Below are 25,985 nucleotides of genomic sequence, written 5' to 3' on the forward strand. Positions count from 1 at the left end.
CCTACCTTCCCGACTTCTTTCCTTTTTGATCCCCCGCAAAGTCCGCGCACCTTTTTCACATGCGCGAGTGACTGCGAATGCTTCCACCCGATCGGCTTCTGCCCCTGAACAACAGCATCGGCCTGCTGGTGGTTGCCGCCCTTAATCCCGAGCACCCGGACTTCGAAACACTGATCCGGGAGTTCCGCCTGTGCCTGAACAATTACGAAGCCTGGGCCGAACAGTTCTGGATGGGCTCGGCGCTGGATATCGAGCAGGTGTTCAAAGTCGGCAACAACGTCAACCTCAGCGCGCCCGTCAACAGCCGTAAACCCATCAGTTCTTCAGTGTTCATGTGTCCGGCCAGCGGCCCCTTGACCCTGGTGCACATGTTCGAAGCCGCTCGTTTTGTACCGATCGGCAACACCCCGCTGACACTCGAGCCGGTGATTGCCGAAGTCGACGGCGTTATGACCTTCGGCGAACCGCAACATTATGAAATCGGCCCGAGCGGCATTCTGGAGTTGAGTGATTGCGACCGGGGCCAGCGTTATCGCATCACCTTCTTTCCTGATGTTTCCACCCGGCATGTCCGGGCGCTGTATGCCTCTTATGAAAGTGTCATCAGCGGCCTGGAAGACTGGTTACGCGGTGAATGGGCAGGGTTTCAGCCGCTTTGGACGGAGTTTTCCAGCGCCGGATTTCTCGAGCGTTTCGGTCAACTGCAACAGGCCGATTGGCGCGGCTTCGAAAATGCCTTGCACGGCGTCTGGGATGACATCAAACAACTATTCGCCCTGCTCGCCGACTTGCAGGCCAACAGCGAAAAGCTTCTGGATTATCTGAGCGACATTGAGCTGGACGCTTTGCTGCAGGCTTCCCACGAGGCGATTGCCAACGGCCTGTTGATGCTCAGCGACGAGCCGCTTTTGTTCATTCATCTGGCGGCGTTCACCGGTTGGCTGAAGATGCTGCCGCCGCAATACCTGGCGGAAGTGGTCGCAGAAATCCGTGTCGAGTTGTTGATCAGTTTCCTGCTGATGCGCGTCTCTGGCGGCATGGGCGTGCAGCTGCGGTTGAGCAGCAAAGTGCTGGCGAAAATCAAATCGCCGCGCGCGCGGGAATGGCTGGCAGCTTCTGCTTTGCGCCTGGCTGAACTGAATTCCTCGCCTGATTTGACTCGCCATGCCGGCGTTTTGAAACCGCTGGTGCTCAATGTGCGTGACGTTGAGCTGAAACCGACGCCGTCGATTCCGGTGAACATTCGTCAGGCCGATTCCGTGATTTTGACGGTACCGAATCCGGCCCCACTCGCACGGGACAAGTCGCATGGCATGAGCCGGATGCAGCGTCATGAGCCTCACGATGATGCACCCGATCAGGCAAAAAACCCCAACGGCAACAGCGCCGATTGTGTGCCACTCACCTGCAGAGACGGCTGCCCGGTGTCGATGGTTACCGGTGAGGAACTGCTGACCCTGACCGATGGCGTGCTCGATGGGCTGCTGCCATTCGAGTTCACAAGACTGTATCGCACCAGTGCCGCCGAAATCGATGTCGGGCTGGGGTTTGGCTGGAGTCATTCGCTGGCGCATCGACTGGAGTTCGATGGCGACTGTGTTGTTTGGGTTGACCATGAAAACCGGCGTACGCGGTTCCCGTTGCCGAGTGTTGAGCGCCCGGCGATTCATAACAGCCTGTCGCGGGCGGCGATTTTTCTCGGGGATGAACCGGAAGAACTGATCCTCGCGCTGGCGGGGGATGCGGCACGGTTTTATCACTTTCGGGCCGGGCGTCTGACGGCGGTTAGTGATGCGTATGGCAATCGTCTGCGCATTGTTCGGGATCGGCAGGATCGGGTCCAGCGTCTGGACAATGGCGCGGGTCGGGCGCTGTTGTTGCGTTATGACCGCCAGCACTTGGTGGCCGTCGACTATCAGTCGTTTCAGCAGGATGAATGGACGACTGAGCAAACCCTCGTCAGCTACCGCTACGACGCCTATCAGCGTCTGGTCGAGGCGCGTAACGCGGTTGGCGACAGCGAGTGTTACGACTACGACGATCAGCACGTCATCCTGCAGCGGCAACTCACGGGCGGCGCGAGTTTCTTCTGGGAGTGGGAACGCGCTGGCAAAGCTGCCCGTTGCGTCAGGCACTGGGCGTCGTTCTCGCAGATGGACACGCGTTATGTCTGGCATGACGACGGCAGTGTCGTCGTGCATTACGTCGATGGCACCGAAGAAACCTACGTCCACGATGACCGCGCACGGCTGGTGCGCAAGGTTGAGGCCGATGGCGGCGAACACCTCAAGGCCTACGACGGTTCGGGCCGTTTGGTCGCCGAGCAGGATCCCTTAGGCGCCGTCACCGAATACCGCTACGACGATGTCGGACGGCTGATCGCGCTGCTTCCGCCAGACGATGTGCCAACGTCCTACGAGTACCGCAACGGTTTCCTGCACAGCCGTTCCCGTGGAGACGCGGTATGGACCTACCGGCGCAATGCTCAGGGCGATGTCACTGAGGCGGTCGATCCTGATGGTCAGGTCACGCATTACCACTACGACGCTCGCGGGCAGCTGCTGTCGATCCGTTACCCGGACACCAGTCGGCATGTGTTTGTCTGGAACACCCTCGGTCAGTTGGTTGAAGAAACCCTGCCCGATGGTGGTGTGCGGCGCTTTTCCTACGATGCACTGGGGCGCAGGACTACCACTGCTGATGAACACGGTGCGGTCTCGCGTCAGCATTGGGACGCCATTGGCCGACTGATCCAGACGACTTCTCCTACGGGCGCCACTCGCGCCTACAGTTATGGCGCCTACAACCAGGTCACCGCCGAACGCGACGAGCTCGGGCGCATCACTCGTTACGAGTATGACGACGACCTGCACCTGGTCTCGCGTCGGATCAACCCCGACGGCACGCGGGTGCAGTACCGCTACGACCATGCGCAACTGCTGCTCACTGAAATCGAGAACGAGTCTGGCGAAAAGTATCGGCTGGACTACACGCCGACCGGACTGATCCGACAGGAAACCGGCTTCGACGGGCGGCGTACGGCCTACGCTTACGATCTTAACGGTCATCTGCTGGAAAAGACCGAGTTCGGCGATGACGGCTCGGTGTTGGTCACGGGCTACGAGCGCGATGCGGCCGGGCGCCTGCTGGTCAAGACCTTGCCTGACGGGGGCAAGGTTATCTATCAGTACGACCGCCTCGGTCGGCTGACTGGCGTCGACGACGGTCAGAAACATCCGTTGGCCTTCGAATACGACCTGCAGGACCGGCTGATCACCGAGCATCAGGGCTGGGGCACGCTGCGTTATGCCTACGACGCCTGCGGCCAGCTCAAACGCATGCGCCTGCCGGACAACAGCAAGCTCGATTATCAGTACGCCAAGGGCGGCGCACTGACCGCCATCCACCTCAACGGCGCGCCGCTGACGCAACACGTCTATCTATCGGGCCGCGAACAACAACGTCAGCAAGGTTTGCTGCTCAGCGAATATGCCTACGACGATCAGGGCAGGCTGCTCGCCCACGCCGTAGGCCATCAGCACGATTCGCTGTACCGCCGCGATTATGCCTACAGCGCCAATGGCAATCTGGAGCACATCGCCGACACCCGTCACGGTCAACGCACCTACGGCTACGACGCCCCTCGACCGCCTGATCCGGGTACGCCACTCACGCGACGAACTGCCGGAATCCTTCGCCCACGATCCGGCCGGCAACCTGCTCATGCAGGAGCGCCCCGGCCCGACACACATCAAGGGCAACCGCCTGCTGATGCAGGGCGATCGCCACTACGACTACGACGCCTTCGGCAACCTGATCCGTGAACGCCGCGGCACCGCGCAGAAACTGGTCACCGAATATCGCTACGACTGCCAGCATCGGCTCATCGGCCTGACCCGCCCCGACGGCAAAACCGCGACCTACCAGTACGACGCCTTCGGCCGGCGGATCAGCAAAACCGTCGACGGCGAAAAAACCGAGTTCTTCTGGCAAGGCGACCACCTCGTCGCCGAAAGCAGCAAAACCCAGCACCGCAGCTACGTCTACGAACCCGGCACCTTCCGCCCGCTGGCACTGCTCGACGGCAAAGGCCCAAAAAAGGCCTGCCCGTTCTACTACCAACTCGACCACCTCGGCACCCCACAAGAACTCACCGACTACAGCGGTGAAATCGTCTGGTCGGCGCAATACGACGCCTACGGCAAAGTCGCCGCGATCACCCTGGCCGGCGAGGAATACCTGGATCAACCGCTGCGGTTTCAGGGGCAGTACTTCGACGCGGAAAGCGGGCTGCACTACAACCGGCATCGGTATTACGACCCAAGGCTTGGACGGTATCTGACGCCGGACCCGATCAAGTTGGCGGGTGGGTTGAATCAGTACCAGTACGTGCCGAATCCGACGGGGTGGGTGGATCCGTTGGGGTTGAGCTCTAACTGCCCGCCGCCGAAGAAACCGGGTTGTGAGATGCCGGGAGGGATTGATGGGGCTAAGGTTGATGAGGGTGAGCCACAATTACCGGGCTTGATTCATGGCGTTGACCCACACTCAGTGAAGCGCACGCATGCAATTATGGGAAAAAAATCAACTACACACGTCGAAAAAATAAGAGATCAAATGCGAGCAGGTGGCTACGATGTCAGCTATCCCATAGACGTAGCAGAACATCAGGGCAACTTCTATATTCTAGATGGACATCACCGTGCAGCAGCTGCAAAACAAACAGCAACACCTATAACTATAAAACTGATCACAAACATCAGAGAACACAAAGGACAGCTTAATACGATTGAAGAAGTCATTGATTCAGCGAACAATGTCGGACACGACCGATTGGAGCATCACAGAAGAAGATGAAAACAGATGATAAAAATCTTGAGGATCTAATAAATGACTTTCTTTCAAAAGTTGAAATTGGCACAGAGTTACTAGAAAAAAAATTTGGCACTCGGAATATTTTAAGACTTTGGCGGAGCAAGCAAATCGAACGCTGCGGTGAAATAACTGATGGAATTCAATATGAACTGCACGGCGTAGGGTGCGCCATTCATTTCCCATCAGAATCAGTGGACTTCGACTATGGATCGAACAACAGAATCGACGGATTTGATGTATGGCGCCTCTACATTTACGCTAGCGATAGGCCATCCAAATACAAAAAATACTGCAATCAAAAAATAGTTGAAAAGGAGTTTAAAGAATACATCGCATCAGGCCGAATAGAAAAAATGTCGCCATCAGATAACCTTTACATACGCGTGAACCCTGACTTAACTGCGAAATAACAAAAACATCGATGGCCTTCGTTCGTCTCAAAAATTGTTTACCAAACTTAATCTTCGCGAGCAAACCGGTCAGAATCAAGGGGCCTGAAGTACAGGCCCCGGAGATGAAATCAGCGCGCTACCGCGCTCGACTTCTAAGACAACTTATTGCTCGTCCTCTTCTTCATACTCCATATCCGCCTCATCCGAATCATTCAACGGCACCGTCGCATCGTCCATAACCGACCCCGGATCTTCATTCCCCGGATCGTTGATAAACGGCAGCCCGCTTGAACCTTTTTCTTCCTTGCCTTCAGTTTCGGGAGTCATGGCATACCTCGGGATTTCGGGGGAGTGTATGACGTTCGAGACGCCCTGCCGCCAATCGTTCCCGAGTCCGATGAGTAGAAACGAAAAACCCGGCGCAAGGCCGGGTTTCTGTTTAAACATCAATCAACGATGTTTATTCTTATGCTTGTTCTTGTGTTTATGACCACCACCGGAATGAGACTTACCGCCATCGTCACCCAGGTTGTTGCCGACAGCACCACCTGCCGCGCCACCCAAGCCTGCACCGATGGCCGAACCGGTTGAGCCGCCCAGGCTATTGCCGACCACTGAACCGCCGGCGGCGCCGAGGCCGCCGCCAATAGCGGCTTCCGTGCGACTGCGTTTATCCGCCCCAACCGCACTGCCCGCCGCGCCGCCCAAACCTGCACCCACCGCAGCGCCAGTGCTACCACCAAGTTGTCCGCCAACCACATTGCCCAACGCACCACCCAAGCCACCACCGACGGCGGCAGTGCCGTCGCCGGCAGCCATCGCGCCTTGAGCAACCAGCAATCCGAAAAACAGTGCAGATAATGACAATCGCATTTGAACCTCACAGTTCCCGAAGCGGGACAGTCCGCCCGAACAAGGGCTTATAAGCTATTGGAGGCATTAGCGGGAAAAACGTTCAGCAACGAAAAAGCCCGACATCGAGTCGGGCTTTTCTGGACCGCAATCAATCTCAGTGACGCTTGTGGCCTTTGGACAGGTTGCTGCCCACCGCACCGCCAGCTGCACCGCCCAAGCCCGCACCGATAGTCGCACCATTTCTGCCGCCGAGGCTGTTGCCAATCACCGAACCACCGGCCGCGCCGACACCGCCGCCAATGGCCGCTTTGGTCCGACTGCCCTTGCGTGCCGCCACCGCACTGCCCGCTGCGCCTGCTACGCCCGCGCCAATCGCGGCACCGGTGCTGCCGCCCATTTTCTGACCGACCACATTCCCCAGCGCGCCGCCCAGTCCACCGCCCAATGCCGCAGTGCCATCGCCGGCAGCCATTGCTCCTTGAACAAAGAAGAGGCCAAGAACCAAAGCAGGGAGAGTTAAACGCATGACGAAACCTCAAAAACAGAGAAGACAAAAAGGGCCGGGATTGGATGTCACCAAAGGGCAAACGTCCAGACGGAACCAAAGCACAGCAAGCACTTGGCGCCGATTTGACCGCGATTCTGAAAAAGGTTTTACGACAGGCAAAAAAAAGCCCGCTGGGGAGACGGGCTGGAGACTTGCTTTCTAACGGATGGCTTCACCCTACGCCGGACAACGTGAAAACTTTGTGAAAGAAAACGCAATTCTTTAAACCATTTGTAGAACGTATCGGCGATCAGCGATCAGACATAAAAAACCCCGCTCAATGACGGGGTTATGTCGAGAAAGCTTATTTTCTGGCCCTTGCCATCACCTTGGGAAGGAATTTCGCCTTAAGCCCTTTCGGTGCCGCGGATTTGATCTTGGCGTTCTGAATCGTGTCTTCGCCAAAGCCCGACTGGTACTCGCTCTGTCCGCAGCGTACGCAGTTGTTGAAGGAAAATTCAGCGCCATCGTCTTCAATATACGGTGCAGTCATGCCCTCTCCCCTTCGTAAAAGGTCGACACCGGCAAACCATCTCGCCTGAAAAGTATCGACCACTCAGAATTTTGAGACTAGCCGGTCATTACTGGACTTGTTGTTCAGATCGGCCGACGCCCGACGAATGGCCTACAAAAATTCAACGCCGCGCCGACCCGCTCAGCGCAACTTCACTGCTGTGCCCGTCACAAACACCACAACCATGCCGCCCTTGCCCGCCGGCATGCTGATCTCGAAATCCAGCCCGACCACCGCATCTGCCTGCAAGGCACGCGCTCGTTCCTTGATCTCGTCGGTGGCCTGAATGCGCGCTTCTTTCAATGCTCTTTCCAGCGTTTGCGACCGACCACCAAAAAAGTCGCGCATACCGGCGAACATGTCACGGATCACATTGACGCCTTGCACCGACTCGGCACTGACGATGTCCAGATACGCGGTGATCTGCCGGCCTTCGATGGCGTGAGTGGTGGAGATGATCATGAACGTCGTCCTTTTACTGGCAATAAAACCGCGATTGTAATGCTCAAACCAGAATTCAGCCGACCACATCACGCACGTCGGCAAATTCCAGACACCAGAAACCACAAAACCCCTGACTTCTTTCGAAATCAGGGGTTTGTGTTTACTAAATTTGGCGGTGAAGGAGAGATTCGAACTCTCGATACAGTTTCCTGTATACACACTTTCCAGGCGTGCTCCTTAAGCCACTCGGACACTTCACCGTATCTCTTCAAACATGTTCTGTCTGTCGAGGCGCGCTAATGTAGTCGAAAGCTTTTCTGATGGCAAACTTTTTTTCAGAATTTTCATGCGGTTAAGAGAAAAAGTGGTTTTTCCCGTCGGCGGACCATGGCAAAGCGGCCAATCTCCGGTGAGTGCGCGCCTTCTATATAGAAGCAGAATGGCTCACCACGCTGGCTGCACCGGGAAACGGTGACCAGCGGGTCAGTCACGGCGCTTTACCTGGCCTTCGGTGGTGGGTAACGTTTGCCCATCTTTCTTACAAGGAATAGCGTCATGAGTGAGTTGATTTCCTACCACCTCGAAGACGGTATCGCGACCCTGACCTTGAGCAATGGCAAGGTCAATGCCATTTCCCCGGACGTGATTGCGGCGTTCAACGCGGCGCTGGATCAGGCAGTGACTGATCGTGCCATCGTGATCATCACCGGTCAGCCAGGCATTTTGTCCGGCGGCTATGATCTGAAAGTGATGACCGCCGGCCCGAAAGAAGCCGTGGCGCTGGTCACTGCGGGGTCGACTTTGGCCCGTCGTCTGCTTTCTCACCCGTTCCCGGTGATCGTTGCTTGCCCGGGTCATGCCGTGGCCAAAGGCGCGTTTATTCTGCTGTCTGCCGATTACCGCATCGGTGTCGATGGCCCATTCAGCATTGGCCTGAACGAAGTGCAGATCGGCATGACCATGCACCACGCCGGTATCGAACTGGCCCGTGATCGCCTGCGTCGCTCGGCGTTCCACCGTTCGGTGATCAACGGTGAGATGTTCGATCCGCAAAGTGCTGTGGATGCCGGTTTCCTCGACAAGGTGGTTTCCGCCGAGGAACTGCAAGGCGCCGCCCTCGCCGCCGCACGTCAATTGAAGAAGATCAACATGACCGCGCACAAGAACACCAAACTGAAGGTGCGTAAGGCGCTGCTGGAAACCCTGGATAACGCGATCATCCAGGATCAGGAGCATCTGGGTTAAACCCGGCTCACGCGATGAAGAAAAGCCCGACCGTCGTGTCGGGCTTTTTCTTACACGCTGAGTTGAACATGCCGTGGCTGCTCTAGGACGCGTCTGACGACCGGCTTGGAAACATGCGCTTAAACATCGGCTATCTCCGGACTCTATAGTGGCAATTGCCGAAAACAGTGCACATCCGTACACTGCGCCACCTTTTGCGCCGGTGGGGCCTGAAAATGCTGTTTGTGTTTCGTATGTTGTTGATGGGCCTGCACTTTATTCTCGCGGGTGTGCTTGGGGTTATCCTCGGCCTGTGCCGTCCATTCAATCCGGACAACAGCCGTCTATGCGCTCGCCTCTACGCTCTGCCGGCGATGTGCATTTTGCGTCTGCGAGTGAAGACCGACGTCAGCGGGTTGATGAACAAGCCCGACAGTTGCGTGATCATTGCGAACCACCAGTCCAACTATGATCTGTTCGTGTTCGGCAATGTCGTGCCGCGCCGTACCGTGTGCATCGGCAAGAAGAGCCTGAAATGGGTGCCGTTGTTCGGGCAGTTGTTCTGGCTGGCGGGTAACGTGTTGATCGACCGAGGCAATGCGCAAAAAGCTCGCCAGTCGATGGTGACTACCACGAATACGTTGCAGAACGAAAAGACCTCGATCTGGGTGTTCCCCGAAGGCACGCGCAACCTCGGCGAAGATCTGCTGCCGTTCAAGAAAGGCGCGTTCCAGATGGCGATTGCTGCCGGTGTGCCGATCGTTCCGGTGTGTGTCAGCAGCTACGTCAAGCACATGCGTCTGAACCGCTGGCGCAGCGGGAAAATTCTCATACGCTCGCTGCCGGCAATTCCTACTGCCGGGCTGACCATGGACGACATGCCCATGCTCATCGAGCAGTGCCGCGAGCAGATGCGCGAATGCATCGACGCGATGGATCGCCAACTGCAAGCTGCCTGAAAAACAAACCCGCCCTGTGCGGGTTTTCTTTTGCCGGGTGAACTGTGCAGATTTCACTGACTCTCAAGCAACGACAAGGCTAAGCTGAAGCCTGGTTTCCCAGTCATCTGCCAAGAAGAAGTGAATCACCACCATGGGTCGAGTTGTTGCTGCTGCGGTGTACAGCGAGGGCAAAAAAGTCACCAATATTACCCTTGATGAAGGCGCGGCCTGGGCCGCGAAGACCGGTCACTTTGTGTGGATCGGTCTGGAAGAGCCGGACGCTCAGGAACTGTCCAATTTGCAACGCCAATTCAACCTGCACGAATTGGCCATCGAAGATGCCTTGGAAAAACATAGCCGACCGAAGCTGGAAACCTTTGGCGACGCTTTGTTTATCGTCACCTACTCGCCCATTCGTGAACACGGGATCCTGCAGTTCATCGAAACCCATATCTTCGCCGGCAAGGGCTACATCATTACCGCCCGCAACGGTCACTCGGCGTCCTACGCCCATGTCCGCCAACGTTGTGAGGCGCGTCCGCTGTTGCTGGAGCATGGGGAAGATTTCGTACTTTACGCGCTGCTCGACTTTGTCATCGAAAACTATCAGCCCGTGGGCGAAGCGATCCACGCCGAGATTGATGAGCTGGAGCGCAACGTGCTGTGCAGTGCGTTGAACGAGCACGACATTCAGAAGCTTCACGGATTGCGCCGCGATGTCGTGCGTCTGCGCCGCTATGCCGCGCCGATGGTGGAGATCAGCGAGGAGCTGCAAAAACTGAGCTTCCCGTTCATCGACAAGAACATGCGCCCGTATTTCCGCGACGTGCAGATCCATGTGACGCGGCAAATGGAAGACCTGACGACACTGGCGGACATTGCCAGCCAGACCATCGAGATTGGCGTGTTGCTGGAAGCGTCACGGCAGAGCGTGGTGCAGCGCAAGTTTGCCGCATGGGCAGCGATTCTGGCGTTTCCGACGGCGGTGGCGGGGATTTACGGGATGAATTTCCAGAACATGCCCGAGCTGAGCTGGCATTACGGCTATTTTGGCGTGCTGGGGTTTATCACGGTGGGTTGTGTGAGTTTGTGGGCGAGTTTCAAGAAATCGGGGTGGTTGTAACAGCAGAAGATCCCAGCCTTCGGCAGCTCCTACAGGTGTACTTGATCCCAATGTAGGAGCTGCCGCAGGCTGCGATCTTTTGATCTGCTGTTAGACAGTTTCAGGCTTGTGCGCCACAAACCGCATCATCCATTCCGCGACCGTAGCACCATGGTGTTCATGCGCCAGGCTCGCCACGCCCGTGCTGTAAATCTGCGTACCCAAGGCTTCCTGACGTAAATCCAGCAACGCGCGCGAGTAGTCGTGGATAAATTCCGGATGCCCCTGGAAGCACAGCACCTGGTCATTGATGTGATACGCCGCAAACGGGCAGAAATCACTGGATGCGATCACCGTGGCGTTTTCCGGTAGTGCGGTGACCTGATCCTGATGACTGATCAACAGCGTCAGCTCTTCACGCACCGGGCTCATCCACGGAGCCTTTGCCGCGAGCTTGTAGTTGTGGGTGCCGACGCCCCAACCTTGCGTGGCGCGTTCGCTCTTGCCGCCCAGCAACAGCGCCAGCAGTTGATGGCCGAAGCACACGCCAAGCAGCTTGTCGCCACGCTCGTAGCGGTTCAGCAAGTATTCCCTGAGGGTTTCAATCCACGGGTCAGTGCCGAAGGAATCGGCCTTGCTGCCAGTGACCAGATACGCATCGAACGTCAGGTCGTCGCTCGGGTATTCGCCCTGCATCACGTTGTACACCGTGAACTCGGCGGCAATCGGTTGCTGCGAGAACAGGCGCTGGAACATCTGCCCGTAACCCTGATATTGATCGACCAGTTCTGGACGCAGGATGTCGGTTTCCAGAATGCAGATGCGTAGCGACATAAAAAATACCTGACACGTGATGGGAATAATGAACACCCCAGAGCCTGCCTTGAAACACCCTGGCAAGGCAAGCCCCGGAATGCTCGTCGCCCTTAGAACATCTCACCTTTCGCCGCTTTATCCAGCAGCAGCGCAGGCGGTGCGAAACGCTCGCCATATTGTTCGGCCAGATACTGCGCCCGGGCGACGAAATCCTTTACTCCGTACTGATTGATGTACTGCAACGCGCCGCCAGTCCACGCCGCAAAACCGATGCCGAAGATCGATCCTACGTTGGCATCCGCCGTCGAGGTCAGCACGCCCTCCTCCACACAGCGCACGGTTTCGATGGCCTGCACAAACAGCAACCTGTCACGCACGTCCTTCGGCGAAATCTGCCCGTCAGCCTTCTCGAAGCGCGTCTTCAATTCAGGCCACAAATGTTTCTGCCCACCGGCCGGGTATTCGTAGAAACCGCCACCTGCGGCTTTGCCCGGGCGCTTGTATTCGTTGAGCAGCAAGTCAATCACTGCAAACGCCGGATGTTCAATCAGCGGTTTCCCTTCTGCCTGTAAGTCCTTGGCGGTTTGCTTGCGGATATGACTCATCAGGCTGAGAGAAACTTCGTCGGAGATTGCCAGAGGCCCGACTGGCATCCCGGCCTTGCGCGCTTCGGTCTCGATCATCGGCGCGCTCACGCCTTCACCGAGCATGGCGATGCCTTCATTGGTGAACGTGCCGAACACCCGCGAGGTGAAGAAGCCGCGACTGTCGTTGACCACGATCGGCGTTTTCTTGATTTGCAGGACGAAATCAAACCCGCGAGCGAGGGTTTCGTCGCTGGTCTGCGCGCCTTTGATGATTTCCACCAACGGCATTTTTTCCACCGGGCTGAAGAAATGCAGGCCGATGAATTTGCTTTGATCCGGTACCGCCGTCGCCAGCCCCGTGATCGGCAAGGTCGAAGTGTTGGAGGCAATCACGGCGTCGGCGCCGACCACTTTCTGCGCCGCCGAAGAGACCCTCGCCTTGAGTTCGCGATCTTCAAAAACCGCCTCGATGATCAAATCGCAACCGGACAGGTCAGCATCGTTTTCGCTGGTATGAATCCGCGCCAGCACTGCCTCACGCTGCATGGCATCCATCTGACCACGAGCGACTTTCTTGTCCAGCAACGCCGCCGAATGCGCTTTGCCCTTTTCGGCAGCAGCCAGATTGATGTCCTTGAGCACCACTTCGATACCCGCCGAGGCACTGACAAAAGCGATCCCCGCGCCCATCATCCCGGCGCCGAGCACACCGACCTTACGCGTAATGACCGGTGCAAAGCCCTGCGGCCGCGAGCCACCGGCATTGATTTCGTTGAGCTGAAACCAGAACGTGCCGATCAGGTTTTTCGAGATCTGGCCGGTGGTCAATTCTGTGAAGTAGCGGGTTTCAATCAAGTGCGCCGTATCGAAATCCACCTGCGCGCCTTCTACCGCCGCGCAGAGAATTTTCTCCGGCGCCGGCAACGTACCTTGGGTCTTGGTGCGCAGGATCGACGGCGCAATGGCCAACATCTGCGCGACTTTCGGATTCGACGGCGTGCCGCCAGGAATCTGATATCCCTTCACATCCCAACGTTGTACCGCCGTCGGATTGGCAACGATCCAGGCACGCGCCTTGGCCAGCAGCTCATCGCGATCGGCCGCCAACTCATCGATCAATCCGGCCTGCAAAGCCTGTTGCGGACGGACCTTTTTGCCTTCGAGCAAATACGGCAGCGCCTTCTCGATGCCGAGCATGCGCACCATGCGCACCACCCCGCCGCCACCCGGCAACAAGCCGAGGGTCACCTCCGGCAGACCAAGTTGCACCGACGCATCGTCCAGTGCCACCCGATGATGACACGCCAGACAGATTTCCCATCCGCCGCCGAGCGCCGCGCCGTTGATGGCCGCGACCACCGGCTTACCGAGGGTTTCCAGCGTGCGCAATTGCCCTTTGAGGGTCAGCACCATGTCGTAGAAGGCTTTGGCTTCAGGCTTGCCAACCTTGATCAACTCATTAAGGTCGCCGCCGGCGAAGAAGGTTTTCTTCGCCGACGTGATGATGACCCCGGTAATGCTTTCTTTTTCAGCCACAAGCCGGGCGACGCAGGCGGCCATTGCCTCGCGGTACACGGCGTTCATGGTGTTGGCGCTCTGGCCCGGCATGTCTATGGTGAGGACGATAATGCCGTCCTGACCTTTTTCGTAACGAATGGCTTCGCTCATAACAAGGTTCCTTGAATTCGGGGTTCAGAGGCGTTCGATGATGGTGGCAATGCCCATGCCGCCGCCGACGCACAGCGTCGCCAGGCCATAGCGCAGGCGCCGGGTTTCCAGTTCATCGAGCAAGGTGCCGAGGATCGCGCACCCGGTGGCGCCGAGCGGATGGCCCATCGCGATGGAGCCGCCGTTGACGTTGACCTTGTCCGGATCGACGGCCATGTCCTTGATGAACTTCAACACCACCGAAGCAAACGCTTCGTTGACCTCGAACAGGTCGATGTCCTCCACGCGCAGGCCAGCCTTCGCCAGTGCCTTGCGGGTGGCCGGCGCGGGGCCCGTGAGCATGATGGTTGGATCGGTGCTGGTCACCGCCGTGGCGACAATCCGCGCCCGTGGCTGCAAGCCCAACGCCCGGCCTTTGGCCTCGGAACCGATCAGCATCAGCGCCGCGCCATCGACGATCCCGGAACTGTTGCCAGGTGTATGTACGTGATTGATCCGTTCGACATGGCTGTAAACCCGCAGCGCTGTCGCGTCGAAACCCATCTGCCCCATCATTTCGAAACTCGGCTTGAGCTTGGCCAAACCTTCCAGGGTCGACTCGGCACGAATGAATTCATCGTGATCGAGCAGGATGATGCCGTTCTGATCCTGCACCGGCACCAGTGATTTGTTGAACGAGCCATCGGCCCGTGCCCGTGCCGCTTTCTGTTGCGAGTGCAGCGCGTAGGCATCGACATCCTGACGGCTGAAGCCTTCAAGGGTGGCGATCAGGTCGGCGCCGATACCTTGCGGGGTGAAGTGACCCTGCAGGTTGGTTTGCGGATCCAGCGCCCAGGCGCCGCCGTCGCTGCCCATCGGCACGCGTGACATCGACTCGACGCCGCCGACCACCACCAGGTCTTCAAATCCCGAACGCACTTTCATCGCGCCGAGGTTCACCGCTTCCAGACCCGAGGCGCAGAAACGGTTGATCTGCACGCCCGCCACGCTGACGTCCCATTCGGCCACTTGCACGGCGGTTTTGGCGATGTCCGAGCCTTGATCGCCAATCGGCGTGACGCAGCCCAGTACCACGTCATCGACCTGGCTGGTGTCCAGCGCCGTGCGCTGTTGCAACGCAGTCAGCAGGCCGGCCACCAAAGTGACCGGTTTGACGCTGTGCAGGGCACCATCAGCCTTGCCTTTGCCGCGCGGCGTGCGTAATGCATCGAAAATCAAAGCTTGGGTCATGACGTCCTCGAACCTGTGCGGTGAGTGAATTCTTGTGCTCCCACTCTTGGCCTGCGCGCTCAAGGATTCAATGACCACAGCGCTCAATGGTGTTGACGCACACGCTCAGACGGACGGTCATCAGGCATCGGGTGAACCGGTTCAGGTCGGCGAGTTGTCTAGCAAGCGGGCGGCGACGGAGCTGGCAATACGCCTCATACCTTTTTAATCGCTGATAGCTGCAGCCCCATATTAAATGGATCTAAGCCAAGCGTGACGCGGGCCCTAAGGTAGAACATGTACGTCGTGGTCGTCGGGTTTTGCCGAGGCAGGCGTTCTTTAACAGGAAGTGCATCGCTTGCCGTCATGGATATGCAGGCAGGCATCAGGAAATAACAAAAAGGCGGTCAAGCCATGTTCAAACAACCGAAAGTTCGTCAAGCAGGGCTCATTCTTTTCGCCACGACACTGTTGCTGATTTTACCGAATCTGACCAAGGTGATCGGCTGAATCAGGCGACAGTTGCTGGTTATCGCCACTGAAAAATGTCCCTGGCCCGCTACCCGGGCCAGCGTGGCTGTGCCAATCTCTGCACATTTGCACGGCATGGACGGCGATTATTTGAAAGCGCTCATTGTGTTTGGGGCCTTGCTGCTAAGCATGCCCTTGTCAGCCGCACAGCTGGATTTACAGCTGGGCGCAAACAGCCGCATCTGGCAGACCGAGGAGCTACTCAAGCATCCTCAGGTACAAACCCTCACGGTGAAAGACGATGTGTCCTACAAGAAGGACATGACGTATCGCGCCGTGCCCGTGGCGGCGTTGCTGGGCGGAATCAAACCTGAGGATCATCTGCAAGCGGTGGCGCTGGATGGCTTTGCCGCCGAGTTGGCAGCTGCGCCGCTGCTCAACACCCAAGGCTCGCGTGCCTGGCTGGCGATTGAAGACCCCGCGCATCCGTGGCCGCCATTGTCGGCGGGCAAGCACAGCGCCGGGCCGTTCTATCTGGTGTGGACCGATCCACAGGCCGGCAACATCAGCCCGGAGCAATGGCCGTTCGAGGTCGCCAGCATCAAGCGCATGGCGCCCGTGGCTGAGCGCTTCCCGGCCCTGTTGCCGGACCCTGCACTGAAAGCAGATGACCCTGTGAATCAGGGGTTCGCGCTGTTTCAGAAGAACTGCCTGGCCTGCCATCGCTTGAACGGTGCGGGGGATGCGCAGTTTGGGCCGGATCTGAATATTCCGTACAACCCGACCGAGTATTTCGGTGCGGACTTCCTAAAGCGATACATCCGTGATCCGCAGAGTTTGCGCCAGTGGCCTCAGGCGAAGATGCCAGGGTTTTCGGCACAGGTGCTGCCAGAGGAGGATTTGCAGATGTTAGTGGGGTATCTGAAACACATGGTGGGGCGCAAGGTTAAACACTGATGAGCTGTTCCGCACAAACCCCTGTAGGAGCTGCGGCACGCTGCGATCTTTTGATCCTGTTTTAAAGATCAAAAGATCGCAGCGTGCCGCAGCTCCTACAGGAGATTTTTGTGAATCCTACTGCTGTTGGACAGAGATCACCGGGGTCGGCGATACGAACACCTTCGCATGCATCTGCTCGCACCCGCCGCCCCGGCGCATCCCGCGCACCGGACAGGCATCCAGATAATCCAGACCCACCGCCAGCTTCAGGTGTCGCTCCGGTCGCGCCAGCTCATTGGTCACGTCGAAACTGTACCAGGCGTCATCCAGCCAGGCTTCGGCCCAGGCATGGCTGGCCAGGTGTTCGCAATCCTCGCTGTACAGATACCCCGACACATACCGCGAGGGAATCCCGAGACTGCGTGCGCACGCCAGAAACGCATGGGTGTGATCCTGGCAGACGCCCGCCCGTCCGGCGAAGGCTTGCATGGCACTGGTGTCGACCGCGGTAGAACCGGGCGTATAGGTCATGTGCTGATTCAGACCGTGCATCAAATCGATGAGTGCCGTGCGGTCGCGGCGTTGCTTGCAGGATTTTTCCGCAAACCCGCGCAGTGCCTCGTCAGCCTCGGTCAACCGGGTAAAGCGCAGAAACGGTAGCGCCGACTGGCTCTCGTGTTCGGCCTCGCGCAATTCGTCGATATCAACCTGACCACGCGCACCGATGATGATCGCTTCATGTGGCTCGTCCATGGTCAGCACATGCAGGATGTTGCCGAACGGATCGAGTTGCGCGCGCACCGGGCGCGGCAGGTCGAGCTGCCAGCTCAGCACGTGTTGACGCTCGCTGTCGTGTGGGGTCAGCCGTAGGTACTGGATGCTCGCCCGCACCTGATCCTCGTAGTGATAGGTGGTCTCGTGGCTAATCGAAAGTCTCATGCAGCCTCCAGGTAGGAACTGTGAATGGCGTTACCCAACTGGCGCACCAGCGGGATGAATTCGGTCAGCCAGGCGTGCAGGCCTTCCTCGAGAATTTCGTTGATGCCGGTGTAGCGCAGGCGCGCGTCCATTTCTGCGGCAAGGCGCTGGGCCGGCCGCCCGTTGGCACCGGGCAACTGCGCGAGAATCTGGTCTATCTCCTCGGTGCAGGCACGCAGCGAACGCGGTACGTCGGCACGCAAAAGCAACAGCTCGGCGACATGCCGGGCACCCGGGGCGTCACGATAGATTTCGGTGTAAGCCTCGAATGATGACAACGCTCGCAGCAACGCACTCCACTGGTAATACGCGTGGGCAGTGCCGTCACTGACGGCTTCGGCCTGATCGCCGGCCATTTCGTAGCGCGCATCGAGCAGCCGCAACGTGTTGTCCGCGCGCTCGATAAAGGTGCCCAGACGAATAAAACGAAACGCATCGTTACGCATGATCGTGCCGTAGGACGCACCGCGGAACAGGTGCGAACGCTCTTTGATCCACTCGCAAAAACGACTCATGCCATAACGGCTGAGACCCTGCTCGGCGATCCCGCGAATTTCCAGCCACGTGGCGTTGATGTTTTCCCACATGTCCGCAGTGATGCGCCCACGCACCGCATGAGCACTGGCCCGCGCCGCGCCGAGGCAGCTGTAGATGCTCGCCGGATTGGCCGCATCAAGGGCGAAGAAGTGCAGCAGGCGTTCGGCATGCAGCGCGCCGTGACGCTCCAGATAATCGTCAAGCGTGCCGGTGATCAACAGTGGCATCGCCAGTTCGTGCAGACCATCGCCGCGACCGTCCTGCGGCATCAGCGACAGCGAATAACTGATGTCGAGCATCCGTGCGAGGTTTTCCGCCCGCTCCAGGTAACGCGACATCCAATACAGATCCGAGGCAGTTCTACTTAACATGGCAAGCTTCCTTCAATCCTCGACCACCCAGGTGTCCTTGGTTCCGCCGCCCTGGGAGGAATTCACCACCAGAGAGCCTTCACGCAGCGCGACACGGGTCAAACCACCGGGTACGACCCGGGTTTCGCGCCCTGACAAGACAAACGGGCGCAAGTCGATATGACGTGGCGCAATGCCGTTTTCGACAAAAGTCGGGCAAGTCGACAGTGACAGCGTCGGTTGTGCGATATACGCGTGAGGTTTGGCCTTGATCCGCTCACGAAAGGCGTCAATTTCCGCCTTCGTCGACGCCGGCCCCACCAACATCCCGTAACCACCGGAGCCCTGGGTTTCCTTGACCACCAGATCTGGAAGATTGGCCAGCACGTGGGAAAGTTCAGACGGGTTGCGGCATTGCCAGGTCGGCACGTTTTTCAGGATCGGTTCTTCATCGAGATAAAAACGGATCATGTCGGTAACAAACGGGTAGACCGATTTGTCATCCGCCACGCCGGTGCCGATGGCGTTGGCCAGCACCACATTGCCGGAGCGATAGGACGACAGCAGTCCCGGCACACCGAGCATCGAGTCCGGGTTGAACGCCAGCGGATCCAGAAACGCATCGTCGAGGCGGCGGTAAATCACGTCCACGGCTTTCGGGCCGTCGGTAGTGCGCATGAAGACCTTGTCGTCACGCACGAACAGATCCGCGCCCTCCACCAGTTCAACACCCATTTCCCTGGCCAGAAACGCATGCTCGAAAAACGCACTGTTGAAGCGCCCGGGCGTCAGCACCACCACGCTGGGGTCGTCGATGGGGCTGGAGCTTTTCAGGGTGTCGAGCAACAGGTTCGGATAATGGTCGATCGGCGCAATGCGCTGGGCGGCGAACAGTTCCGGGAACAGGCGCATCATCATTTTGCGATCTTCGAGCATGTAGCTCACGCCGCTCGGGGTGCGCAAATTGTCTTCGAGCACGTAATAGGTGCCGTCGCCATCGCGCACCAGATCGACGCCGGAAATATGCGAGTAGATGTCACGGTGCAGATCCAGCCCCTGCATCGCCAACTGATACTGCTCGTTGGCCAGCACCTGCTCGGCGGGAATGATTCCGGCCTTGATGATGCGCTGCTCGTGATAGAGATCGGCGAGGAACATGTTCAACGCCTTGACCCGCTGAATGCAGCCGCGCTCGACGATCCGCCATTCGCTGGCGGGAATGCTGCGCGGAATGGTGTCGAAAGGAATCAGGCGCTCAGTGCCCTGCTCGTCCCCATAGAGCGTGAAAGTAATCCCGGCGCGATGGAACAGCAGATCGGCCTCGCGTCGCCGTTGTGCCAGCAGCTCATCAGGCGTGTCGGCCAGCCAACGGGCAAATTCCCGGTAATGCGGGCGAACCTGGCCGCCGGCATCGTACATCTCATCAAAATAGGTGCGGATCATGCCGTACTCCTTGTCACCCGGACCTACAGGCCTTCGCAAGGCCCGTGCCATCGGCATAAACGCTTTGATATCAATCGGTTGGATATTCACGTCGCAGGCGCCGCACCATTCCTGTGCGGCAAATGCCCCCACCTGAACGCCCCCGCTTCATTGCGACGCACTGCATCGCCTATCACCAGCATAGTCAGAGTTGATTTCACTGCTCGGCGTCAGCTACGGATAATCCGCGCATTCGCTGAACAAACTTCTACGCAGAAGTCTTCAGCCCCACTGATCCGCACTGCCAACGCAGCCCGCAAAGCCTTAACCCTGACCGGTTTCCTCTCCTTATCGGTCTTCCCTTTAGCCACCCTCTCCGGTGGCTTTTTTTTGCCTGTTTGAAACGTTTTGAAAGCAAAAGCAAAAGATCGCAGCCTTCGGCAGCTCCTACAGGTGATGGTTGCAGGAGCTGCCGAAGGCTGCGATCTTTTGATTTTCAAAAACAACAACGGCCGACCCAAAGGCCAGCCGTTGCTTACGTTCAGGCAAGAGATCAGTTCAGACGGTAGCGACTGCGCACCTCCTGCTTCACGCCCCAGCCCTCGATGATGCCGCCCAATGGCTCGACCACGGCAGAAAAGCCCTGCTCGAAATCGCCAATATCGTCATAGGTTGCGTACATCACTTTGCTTAACTCCAGAGACCACGCACCGTCGTCGCGCGCGCTGACCTGGGCATTGATGGATTCACCGCGAAATTTTCCTGCTGCCCTGCGCGCCCGCTCCTCGTCCGGGAAAATCGCGTAGAACTCGATGGGATGGAATCGGGAAAAATCGAAACCGCCTTCTTTCATGCGGCGCAGAACATTGCTGCTGATGTCTTCTTGATAGGCTGTGCTCATGAATCGTCCCCCTCGGATAGATGGATAGACTTTCCGTATTCCCGCCCCGGGCCTGACAGGCCAAAGCACTACTGCAACGTGGTTGCTGCGGGAAACAAGCATGTAGCTGACAAGACCAGACCTTAGCGATCCGTTCGCTGATCTCGCTTGCAGAGTAGCCCCAAGATAGAGCCGCTGCCAAGGCCTGGTGATTGAAGTGACAGGAAATTTTCAGACGGGAGTGATGCTGATGATTTCTATACCGTTCTGGGTTTTGAGGCTTTTGACGGCCGCATCGGGCGTACGCCCCTCCAGATCGTTGAGATCCAGTTTGGCGGCGACGGGCAGGAACCGTTCCTTGATGAGCTTGGCGGCGTGCTCGTGATTCGGGCATTCCTCGCACTCGAAGACTTCGTCGACTGATTCACCATGATCATCCACGAAAGTGACTTTCCACTTTTGCATCGGAGCCTCCTCAATCAAACCCGCGAATGGGCTTACCTCTATCTCGACTTTCGGCGTGATTGATCGTTCAAAAGGATGCAGCGTGCGACCATGAAAAAAACATCATTGACGGTGCAGACAAGCTGTTGTGGGAGCGAGCCTGCTCGCGAAGGCGCTTGTCCATCCAGCAAAAGTATTGGCTGACAGTGCGCTTTCGCGAGCAGGCTCGCTCCCACAGGGGTTTTGCCGTGTTCTATTAGTCGTTGCTTGGCTTGTTGATCGCCTGCAATACGTATTGAGGCATTGCAAACGCGCCGATGTGGATTTCCGAGTTGTAGTAGCGGGTGACGATGCCGCTGCCGATGAAGCGCTGTTGCAGGGTTTCGCGGCTCAGCTTGCGGTACGACGTGTTGGTCGAGCCCCAGGCGAAGGTCATCGAACCGCCGATGTAGGTCGGCACCGCCGCTTGATAGAAATGCCAGTCCGGGAACAGGCTGCGCAGGCGACCGGCAGTGGTTTTGACTTCTTCGATCTGCATGAACGGCGTGCCGTTCTGGGTCACGAGAATGCCGCCTTCGTTCAGGCAACGGTGGCAGGCCTGGTAGAAGTTTTCCGAGAACAGCACTTCGCCCGGGCCGATCGGATCGGTGGAGTCGGAAATGATCACGTCGAATTTTTCGGTGGTAGTGGCGACGAAGCGCATGCCGTCATCGATCACTAGGTTCAGCCGAGGATCGTCGTAAGCACCCTTGGAGTGCTCCGGCAGAAACTCTTTGCACATCTCGACCACGGTGCCGTCGATCTCGACCATGGTGATGTGCTCGACGCCAGCGTGCTTGGTCACTTCGCGCAGCATGCCACCGTCACCACCACCGATGATCAGCACGCGCTTGGCGGCGCCGTGGGCGAGGATCGGTACGTGGGTGAGCATTTCGTGGTAGATGAATTCGTCGGCTTCGGTGGTCTGGATCACACCGTCAAGCGCCATGACACGGCCCATGCGCGGGTTCTGGAAGATCACCAGGTGCTGGTGTTCGGTGCGCACTTCGTGCAGCAGTTTTTCCATGCGAAAACGCTGGCCGTAGCCTTCGTACAGGGTTTCCAGGTATTCGCTGGTTTTGGTGACGGTCATGGTCAAGTGCTCCGATGAATGCGCGGGCCTGGATCGTGGAGACGATTGCCCGGGAAAGGCGCGCATTCTACGTTGCCGAAGATGACAGGTCGAACCTCACTTTATCTGCAAACCAAAGAACCCTGTGGGAGCTGGCTTGCCAGCTCCCACAGGGTTCGGGATGGTTTCGAATGTAGCGGTCAGATCCGGACGTTGCCCCGTGGCCCGGCGATTGCCCAGATGATCAGACCCAGCACTGGCAGGAGGATGATCAGCAGCACCCAGACGATTTTCATCCCGGTGGAGACGCCGCTTTTCAGCACATTGATGATGGCCCAGATATCGAGGGCAAGAATGATCAGGCCAATCAGACCGTTGAACGTGGAACCCATGGTGTCGCTCCAGAATAGTGGCATGCACTTTTAGGATAGACGGTCGCGTGCAGGGTTCCCTTTTATTGTGCTCAAACGTGAACGGCGACCTTCAAGGCTTCCAGCGAAGGCGCAGCGGTGATGCCAATTTGTGCACACAACTCGAGGACTCGCGGCACGTCGTTGCCGTAGACCAGCACCATTTGCAGCTCATCGTCGAGCAACTGGCTGAAGTTCATCAGCGTGTAACCGCCGTTTTCCTTGTTCAGGCTGCTCATCTGCACCTGAATGCGATTAAGGGCGGTCAGCGCTTCGGTTTTGGCCAGTTGCTTGGGCTTGAGGTTGAAGTCCACGGTCGGGCCGAACGAGGCGACGATCTGAGCGAACAGGTCGACGTAGGTGTCAGCCTGGAACAACACGGTCTCCGGCAGGCTGCCGACCACAACCCACTCGCCCAGTGCGATCGGGAAAGTGTCGTCGTAGTTGATGTCCGGGTTGGCAGCCAGAAAAGCGTCGGCATCGGCGTAGGCCTGCGCGGCTTCGTCGGCCACCTTCAGGATCTCGTCCTCGCCCATGCAGCCGGAGCTGATTTTGCTGATGAGTTCGACGAGCGCGGCTTTCATGAGGGCGGATCCTGTGGCGAAGATGGTTTTTGAGGGCGCGGAGGATAGCGCACAAAGTAAAAGATCGTCAGCCCAGCAATTTTTCCAGCTGCGCCGTGGTATCCACTGCACCCATGGTCCGGGCAGCGTCGAGCGCAGTAACGCCATTGGCATCCTTGGCTTTCGGGTCGGCGCCCTTGCTGATCAGGTAGTCAACGATTTCAACACGGTTGAACATCGCCGCCATCATCAGTGCAGTCCGGCCATCAAAGGACGAGCCTTCGATTTCAGCGCCCGCTTCAACCAGTGCCTTGACCACCGCAAGATCGCCCTTGAACGCCGCACCGGCAATCGGGCTCTGGCCGTTGGCATTGCGCAACTCGGGATCAGCCTTGTGTTTAAGCAGCACCTGCACGGCATCGACATGGCCGTAATAGCTGGCAAGCATCAGCAAGGTATCGCCCTTGCTGTTTTTCAGGTTCACCGGCAAACCGGCGCTGACCAGTCGATCGAGCATCAGTGCATCACCGTCGCGCGCCTTGTTGAAAACCTGCTCGGTGAATTCGGCAGCTTCCTCAGGGGTCATCTGGCGGCTTTGGTCGGACATGGGGCAACTCCACTTCGGTCTATCGGAAAGTCGACAGTTTCCCGAGCCCGACGATAGCTGTCACCCCCTTTTTCTGAAAATTACCCATAGCCAGAATCAATAACGGTATTTGCCCTGATGGATTTCAGCCAACACTTCATCGGTAACCTGCACGTAGGTTTGCGTGCCGGGTAGCCAGGCGAAAATCGGATCGTCGCCTGTCTGGCCTGGGTCGAAGCCTTCGTTTTTCAGGCGCGTTTTCTGATATTTGAACGTGCCGGTGGTTTCCATTTTCACCTTCACCCGCAGAAACAACGGCACCGCATAGGCCGGCAGGCGTTGCCGTGCGAATGCCAGCAATTCGGCGAAATCCAGCGTCGCCAAGGATTCAGCCGGGGTAATCGCCGCCATTCCGGCGCGGCCGTTGGTGTTGTGGATTTCCACGCCATACGCCACAGCTTCGCAAATCTGCGGATGTTGCAGCAGCAGGTTTTCGACTTCTGTGGTCGAGACGTTTTCGCCCTTCCAGCGGTAGGTGTCGCCCAGGCGATCAACAAACTGGGCATGACCGAAACCGATGTTGCGCAGCAGGTCGCCGGTGTTGAAAAAGCGATCGCCTTTGCTAAATACATCGTGCAGCACAACCTTGGCGGTCTTCTGCGGATCGGTATAACCGTCCAGTGGCGCCTTTTCGTCGATCCGCGCCAACAACAAGCCCTGCTCGCCCTTGCCGACCTTGCGCATGAAACCGTCAGCACTGCGCACCGGCTGGCCGCTGTCATGGTCGTAAGCCACCAGTTCCCAGGCCATCAGCGAAAAACCGATGGTGTTGTCGAAGTTGAGAATATTGGTGAAACCGATATTGCCGTCGCTCGCCGCATACAGCTCGCAGATGTGCTCGACGGCAAAGCGTGTCTTGAACTCGGCCCATGCGCCGGGGCGCAAGCCGTTGCCGATCATCTTGCGCACGCCGTGACGGTTGTCGTCGGCGCTGGCCGGTTGATCGACCAGATAGCGGCACAACTCACCGACATAACCAATGGTGGTCGCGCGATAGCGGCGCACGTCGCTCCAAAAATGACTGGCGCTGAATTTACGGCGTATCGCAAAACCCGATGCGCCGTTGATCGCCGAGCCCCAGCACACACACAGACCCGTGGCGTGGTACAGCGGCAAGGTGCAGTAGACGACATCGTCGGGGCGCATGTTCAGCGCGATCATGCCGAAGCTGGTCGAACTGCGCATCCAGCGACCATGCTTGAACACCCCGGCCTTGGGCAGGCCGGTGGTGCCGGAGGTGTAGATGTAGAAACACGGGTCGTCGAAAAATACCTGTTGACTGCTTGGCGGATTTTCACTGGAGGCATCGACACTGGCGCTGATCAGGTTGACGTAGCCTTCGGGCGCAATGCCCGGATGGTTGCAGGTGTCCTGATCGGCAACAAACCAGCTGCGTTGCGGCGCAATCGCGACCTGATCGCGCACCGCAGCGAACGCCGGCAGCAGTTCTTCGCCGACCACAATCGCCACCGGCGCGACCAGATTCACGCTGTGAATCAACGTGTCACGGGTCAGCGAAGTATTGAGCAGCGCGCTGACGGCACCGAGCTTGGCCAGTGCCAGAATCGTCACCAGCAACTCCGGGCGATTCTCGATAAAAACCGCGACCACATCGCCCTTGCCGATGCCCTGCTCACTCAGATAATGGGCGATGCGATTGGCCCACTGGTTGACTTGCGAGTAGCTTAACGAAACCTCGCCCTGCAATAGCGCCGGGCCATCGGGGTTGCGCAGAGTCGCTTGTTCGAACGTCCAGCCAAGGCCACAGCTTTGGGTCGGATCCGTGACGTTGGCGACCTTCATGCCCTTGACCACTCGGGGAATGGCCTTGGCAATCATCGGCAGCTTGCGGAGCATCATGCCCCAGGTAATCGTGTCGCTTGGCGCGTGACTCATGGAAGCTCCCCGTTCGACCTTGGCGTGGTGGCCGATGTTTTTTTATTGTCGGGCTAGTGCAACCGTCGCATTCGAGCGAGGGTCGAGACTGAAAGTACGTCAGCGCTTCTCAGGCTGTACACGCGGTTTTTGCAATGTTTTGTATCCGCCCGGGCGGCGGCGAT

Annotated in this window: 23 protein-coding genes, 1 tRNA gene and 1 pseudogene; 6 read left to right on the forward strand and 19 right to left on the reverse strand. The window is 58.0% G+C overall.

Annotation, left to right across the window (positions count from 1 at the left end; translation table 11 throughout):
- Positions 1–77 precede the first annotated feature (77 nt).
- A pseudogene (locus tag JJD74_RS00420) lies at positions 78–4,857 on the forward strand (RHS repeat-associated core domain-containing protein).
- Positions 4,854–5,285 (forward strand): DUF6896 domain-containing protein, encoded by a 432-nt coding sequence (locus JJD74_RS00425; protein WP_150618575.1) that lies wholly within the window; start codon positions 4,854–4,856, stop codon positions 5,283–5,285. Before JJD74_RS00420 ends, JJD74_RS00425 begins: the two are co-directional and overlap by 4 nt.
- A gap of 144 nt (positions 5,286–5,429) precedes the next feature.
- Here the strand turns inward: JJD74_RS00425 and JJD74_RS00430 are convergent, their stop codons facing one another.
- From JJD74_RS00430 to JJD74_RS00455, 6 genes are all read right to left on the reverse strand, one after another.
- Positions 5,430–5,594, reverse strand: a complete 165-nt coding sequence (locus tag JJD74_RS00430) for a hypothetical protein (protein WP_200610595.1) — start codon at positions 5,592–5,594, stop codon at positions 5,430–5,432.
- A gap of 123 nt (positions 5,595–5,717) precedes the next feature.
- The gene (locus tag JJD74_RS00435) at positions 5,718–6,140 is read right to left on the reverse strand and encodes a YMGG-like glycine zipper-containing protein (protein ID WP_115148196.1); all 423 of its coding nucleotides are present in this window, start codon (positions 6,138–6,140) and stop codon (positions 5,718–5,720) included.
- Positions 6,141–6,276: 136 nt separating this feature from the next.
- A complete protein-coding gene (locus JJD74_RS00440; RefSeq protein WP_042558471.1) occupies positions 6,277–6,648 on the reverse strand; it encodes a glycine zipper domain-containing protein in 372 nt (123 codons plus the stop codon).
- 325 nt (positions 6,649–6,973) lie between these two features.
- A complete protein-coding gene (locus JJD74_RS00445) occupies positions 6,974–7,162 on the reverse strand; it encodes a hypothetical protein (protein ID WP_200610597.1) in 189 nt (62 codons plus the stop codon).
- A gap of 162 nt (positions 7,163–7,324) precedes the next feature.
- Positions 7,325–7,645 (reverse strand): YbjQ family protein, encoded by a 321-nt coding sequence (locus tag JJD74_RS00450; protein WP_047300625.1) that lies wholly within the window; start codon positions 7,643–7,645, stop codon positions 7,325–7,327.
- A 152-nt stretch (positions 7,646–7,797) separates the two neighbouring features.
- Positions 7,798–7,887, reverse strand: a tRNA-Ser gene (locus tag JJD74_RS00455).
- A gap of 295 nt (positions 7,888–8,182) precedes the next feature.
- Here JJD74_RS00455 and JJD74_RS00460 point away from each other — a divergent pair.
- The 3 genes from JJD74_RS00460 (at position 8,183) to JJD74_RS00470 (ending at position 10,915) form a co-directional block, all read left to right on the forward strand.
- Complete coding sequence (locus JJD74_RS00460; protein WP_042558469.1) at positions 8,183–8,872, forward strand: crotonase/enoyl-CoA hydratase family protein; 690 nt, start codon at positions 8,183–8,185, stop codon at positions 8,870–8,872.
- A 215-nt stretch (positions 8,873–9,087) separates the two neighbouring features.
- Complete coding sequence (locus JJD74_RS00465; protein ID WP_042558468.1) at positions 9,088–9,810, forward strand: 1-acylglycerol-3-phosphate O-acyltransferase; 723 nt, start codon at positions 9,088–9,090, stop codon at positions 9,808–9,810.
- Between the two features lie 133 nt (positions 9,811–9,943).
- Complete coding sequence (locus tag JJD74_RS00470; RefSeq protein ID WP_042558467.1) at positions 9,944–10,915, forward strand: magnesium and cobalt transport protein CorA; 972 nt, start codon at positions 9,944–9,946, stop codon at positions 10,913–10,915.
- Positions 10,916–11,005: 90 nt separating this feature from the next.
- Here the strand turns inward: JJD74_RS00470 and JJD74_RS00475 are convergent, their stop codons facing one another.
- The 3 genes from JJD74_RS00475 to JJD74_RS00485 all read right to left on the reverse strand — a co-directional run bounded on the left by JJD74_RS00475 (position 11,006) and on the right by JJD74_RS00485 (position 15,195).
- A complete protein-coding gene (locus tag JJD74_RS00475; protein WP_200610600.1) occupies positions 11,006–11,728 on the reverse strand; it encodes an amidotransferase in 723 nt (240 codons plus the stop codon).
- 92 nt (positions 11,729–11,820) lie between these two features.
- Positions 11,821–13,965 (reverse strand): 3-hydroxyacyl-CoA dehydrogenase NAD-binding domain-containing protein, encoded by a 2,145-nt coding sequence (locus tag JJD74_RS00480; RefSeq protein WP_200610602.1) that lies wholly within the window; start codon positions 13,963–13,965, stop codon positions 11,821–11,823.
- A 24-nt stretch (positions 13,966–13,989) separates the two neighbouring features.
- The gene (locus tag JJD74_RS00485) at positions 13,990–15,195 is read right to left on the reverse strand and encodes an acetyl-CoA C-acetyltransferase (protein ID WP_200610604.1); all 1,206 of its coding nucleotides are present in this window, start codon (positions 15,193–15,195) and stop codon (positions 13,990–13,992) included.
- Between the two features lie 585 nt (positions 15,196–15,780).
- On the opposite strand from JJD74_RS00485, the gene JJD74_RS00490 reads away from it, so the two are divergent.
- A complete protein-coding gene (locus JJD74_RS00490) occupies positions 15,781–16,602 on the forward strand; it encodes a c-type cytochrome (RefSeq protein ID WP_200610937.1) in 822 nt (273 codons plus the stop codon).
- A gap of 117 nt (positions 16,603–16,719) precedes the next feature.
- Here the strand turns inward: JJD74_RS00490 and JJD74_RS00495 are convergent, their stop codons facing one another.
- The 10 genes from JJD74_RS00495 to JJD74_RS00540 all read right to left on the reverse strand — a co-directional run bounded on the left by JJD74_RS00495 (position 16,720) and on the right by JJD74_RS00540 (position 25,821).
- Positions 16,720–17,523, reverse strand: coding sequence for a transglutaminase family protein (locus tag JJD74_RS00495; protein ID WP_042558462.1), 804 nt, complete (start codon positions 17,521–17,523; stop codon positions 16,720–16,722).
- Positions 17,520–18,470, reverse strand: a complete 951-nt coding sequence (locus JJD74_RS00500) for an alpha-E domain-containing protein (RefSeq protein ID WP_007914063.1) — start codon at positions 18,468–18,470, stop codon at positions 17,520–17,522. Before JJD74_RS00500 ends, JJD74_RS00495 begins: the two co-directional genes overlap by 4 nt.
- A gap of 12 nt (positions 18,471–18,482) precedes the next feature.
- On the reverse strand, positions 18,483–19,892 hold the full coding sequence (locus JJD74_RS00505) for a circularly permuted type 2 ATP-grasp protein (RefSeq protein WP_007914061.1): 1,410 nt from the start codon (positions 19,890–19,892) through the stop codon (positions 18,483–18,485).
- A gap of 532 nt (positions 19,893–20,424) precedes the next feature.
- Positions 20,425–20,772: a ribonuclease E inhibitor RraB gene (locus JJD74_RS00510; RefSeq protein WP_042558460.1), complete on the reverse strand. Its 348-nt coding sequence runs from the start codon at positions 20,770–20,772 to the stop codon at positions 20,425–20,427.
- Positions 20,773–20,982: 210 nt separating this feature from the next.
- Entirely contained in the window at positions 20,983–21,216 is a 234-nt protein-coding gene (locus tag JJD74_RS00515) for a hypothetical protein (RefSeq protein ID WP_200610606.1), read from the reverse strand.
- 235 nt (positions 21,217–21,451) lie between these two features.
- Positions 21,452–22,327: a polyamine aminopropyltransferase gene (speE, locus tag JJD74_RS00520; RefSeq protein WP_200610608.1), complete on the reverse strand. Its 876-nt coding sequence runs from the start codon at positions 22,325–22,327 to the stop codon at positions 21,452–21,454.
- Positions 22,328–22,506: 179 nt separating this feature from the next.
- Positions 22,507–22,698: a PLDc N-terminal domain-containing protein gene (locus tag JJD74_RS00525; protein WP_042558457.1), complete on the reverse strand. Its 192-nt coding sequence runs from the start codon at positions 22,696–22,698 to the stop codon at positions 22,507–22,509.
- 71 nt (positions 22,699–22,769) lie between these two features.
- Complete coding sequence (locus JJD74_RS00530) at positions 22,770–23,300, reverse strand: hypothetical protein (RefSeq protein WP_115148203.1); 531 nt, start codon at positions 23,298–23,300, stop codon at positions 22,770–22,772.
- Between the two features lie 67 nt (positions 23,301–23,367).
- Complete coding sequence (locus tag JJD74_RS00535) at positions 23,368–23,886, reverse strand: ankyrin repeat domain-containing protein (protein WP_042558455.1); 519 nt, start codon at positions 23,884–23,886, stop codon at positions 23,368–23,370.
- Between the two features lie 96 nt (positions 23,887–23,982).
- Positions 23,983–25,821, reverse strand: coding sequence for a long-chain-acyl-CoA synthetase (locus JJD74_RS00540; RefSeq protein ID WP_200610610.1), 1,839 nt, complete (start codon positions 25,819–25,821; stop codon positions 23,983–23,985).
- Positions 25,822–25,985 lie beyond the last annotated feature (164 nt).

This window comes from Pseudomonas sp. MF6776, from assembly GCF_016613125.1.
In the GTDB taxonomy this organism is placed as follows: Bacteria; Pseudomonadota; Gammaproteobacteria; order Pseudomonadales; family Pseudomonadaceae; genus Aquipseudomonas; species Aquipseudomonas iridis.

Coding starts and splice junctions, on each gene's coding strand:
- JJD74_RS00425 (WP_150618575.1), top strand. CDS start 4,854: ATGAAAACAGATGATAAAAATCTTGAGGATCTAATAAATGACTTTCTT.
- JJD74_RS00430 (WP_200610595.1), bottom strand. CDS start 5,594: ATGACTCCCGAAACTGAAGGCAAGGAAGAAAAAGGTTCAAGCGGGCTG.
- JJD74_RS00435 (WP_115148196.1), bottom strand. CDS start 6,140: ATGCGATTGTCATTATCTGCACTGTTTTTCGGATTGCTGGTTGCTCAA.
- JJD74_RS00440 (WP_042558471.1), bottom strand. CDS start 6,648: ATGCGTTTAACTCTCCCTGCTTTGGTTCTTGGCCTCTTCTTTGTTCAA.
- JJD74_RS00445 (WP_200610597.1), bottom strand. CDS start 7,162: ATGACTGCACCGTATATTGAAGACGATGGCGCTGAATTTTCCTTCAAC.
- JJD74_RS00450 (WP_047300625.1), bottom strand. CDS start 7,645: ATGATCATCTCCACCACTCACGCCATCGAAGGCCGGCAGATCACCGCG.
- JJD74_RS00460 (WP_042558469.1), top strand. CDS start 8,183: ATGAGTGAGTTGATTTCCTACCACCTCGAAGACGGTATCGCGACCCTG.
- JJD74_RS00465 (WP_042558468.1), top strand. CDS start 9,088: ATGCTGTTTGTGTTTCGTATGTTGTTGATGGGCCTGCACTTTATTCTC.
- JJD74_RS00470 (WP_042558467.1), top strand. CDS start 9,944: ATGGGTCGAGTTGTTGCTGCTGCGGTGTACAGCGAGGGCAAAAAAGTC.
- JJD74_RS00475 (WP_200610600.1), bottom strand. CDS start 11,728: ATGTCGCTACGCATCTGCATTCTGGAAACCGACATCCTGCGTCCAGAA.
- JJD74_RS00480 (WP_200610602.1), bottom strand. CDS start 13,965: ATGAGCGAAGCCATTCGTTACGAAAAAGGTCAGGACGGCATTATCGTC.
- JJD74_RS00485 (WP_200610604.1), bottom strand. CDS start 15,195: ATGACCCAAGCTTTGATTTTCGATGCATTACGCACGCCGCGCGGCAAA.
- JJD74_RS00490 (WP_200610937.1), top strand. CDS start 15,781: ATGGACGGCGATTATTTGAAAGCGCTCATTGTGTTTGGGGCCTTGCTG.
- JJD74_RS00495 (WP_042558462.1), bottom strand. CDS start 17,523: ATGAGACTTTCGATTAGCCACGAGACCACCTATCACTACGAGGATCAG.
- JJD74_RS00500 (WP_007914063.1), bottom strand. CDS start 18,470: ATGTTAAGTAGAACTGCCTCGGATCTGTATTGGATGTCGCGTTACCTG.
- JJD74_RS00505 (WP_007914061.1), bottom strand. CDS start 19,892: ATGATCCGCACCTATTTTGATGAGATGTACGATGCCGGCGGCCAGGTT.
- JJD74_RS00510 (WP_042558460.1), bottom strand. CDS start 20,772: ATGAGCACAGCCTATCAAGAAGACATCAGCAGCAATGTTCTGCGCCGC.
- JJD74_RS00515 (WP_200610606.1), bottom strand. CDS start 21,216: ATGCAAAAGTGGAAAGTCACTTTCGTGGATGATCATGGTGAATCAGTC.
- speE (WP_200610608.1), bottom strand. CDS start 22,327: ATGACCGTCACCAAAACCAGCGAATACCTGGAAACCCTGTACGAAGGC.
- JJD74_RS00525 (WP_042558457.1), bottom strand. CDS start 22,698: ATGGGTTCCACGTTCAACGGTCTGATTGGCCTGATCATTCTTGCCCTC.
- JJD74_RS00530 (WP_115148203.1), bottom strand. CDS start 23,300: ATGAAAGCCGCGCTCGTCGAACTCATCAGCAAAATCAGCTCCGGCTGC.
- JJD74_RS00535 (WP_042558455.1), bottom strand. CDS start 23,886: ATGTCCGACCAAAGCCGCCAGATGACCCCTGAGGAAGCTGCCGAATTC.
- JJD74_RS00540 (WP_200610610.1), bottom strand. CDS start 25,821: ATGAGTCACGCGCCAAGCGACACGATTACCTGGGGCATGATGCTCCGC.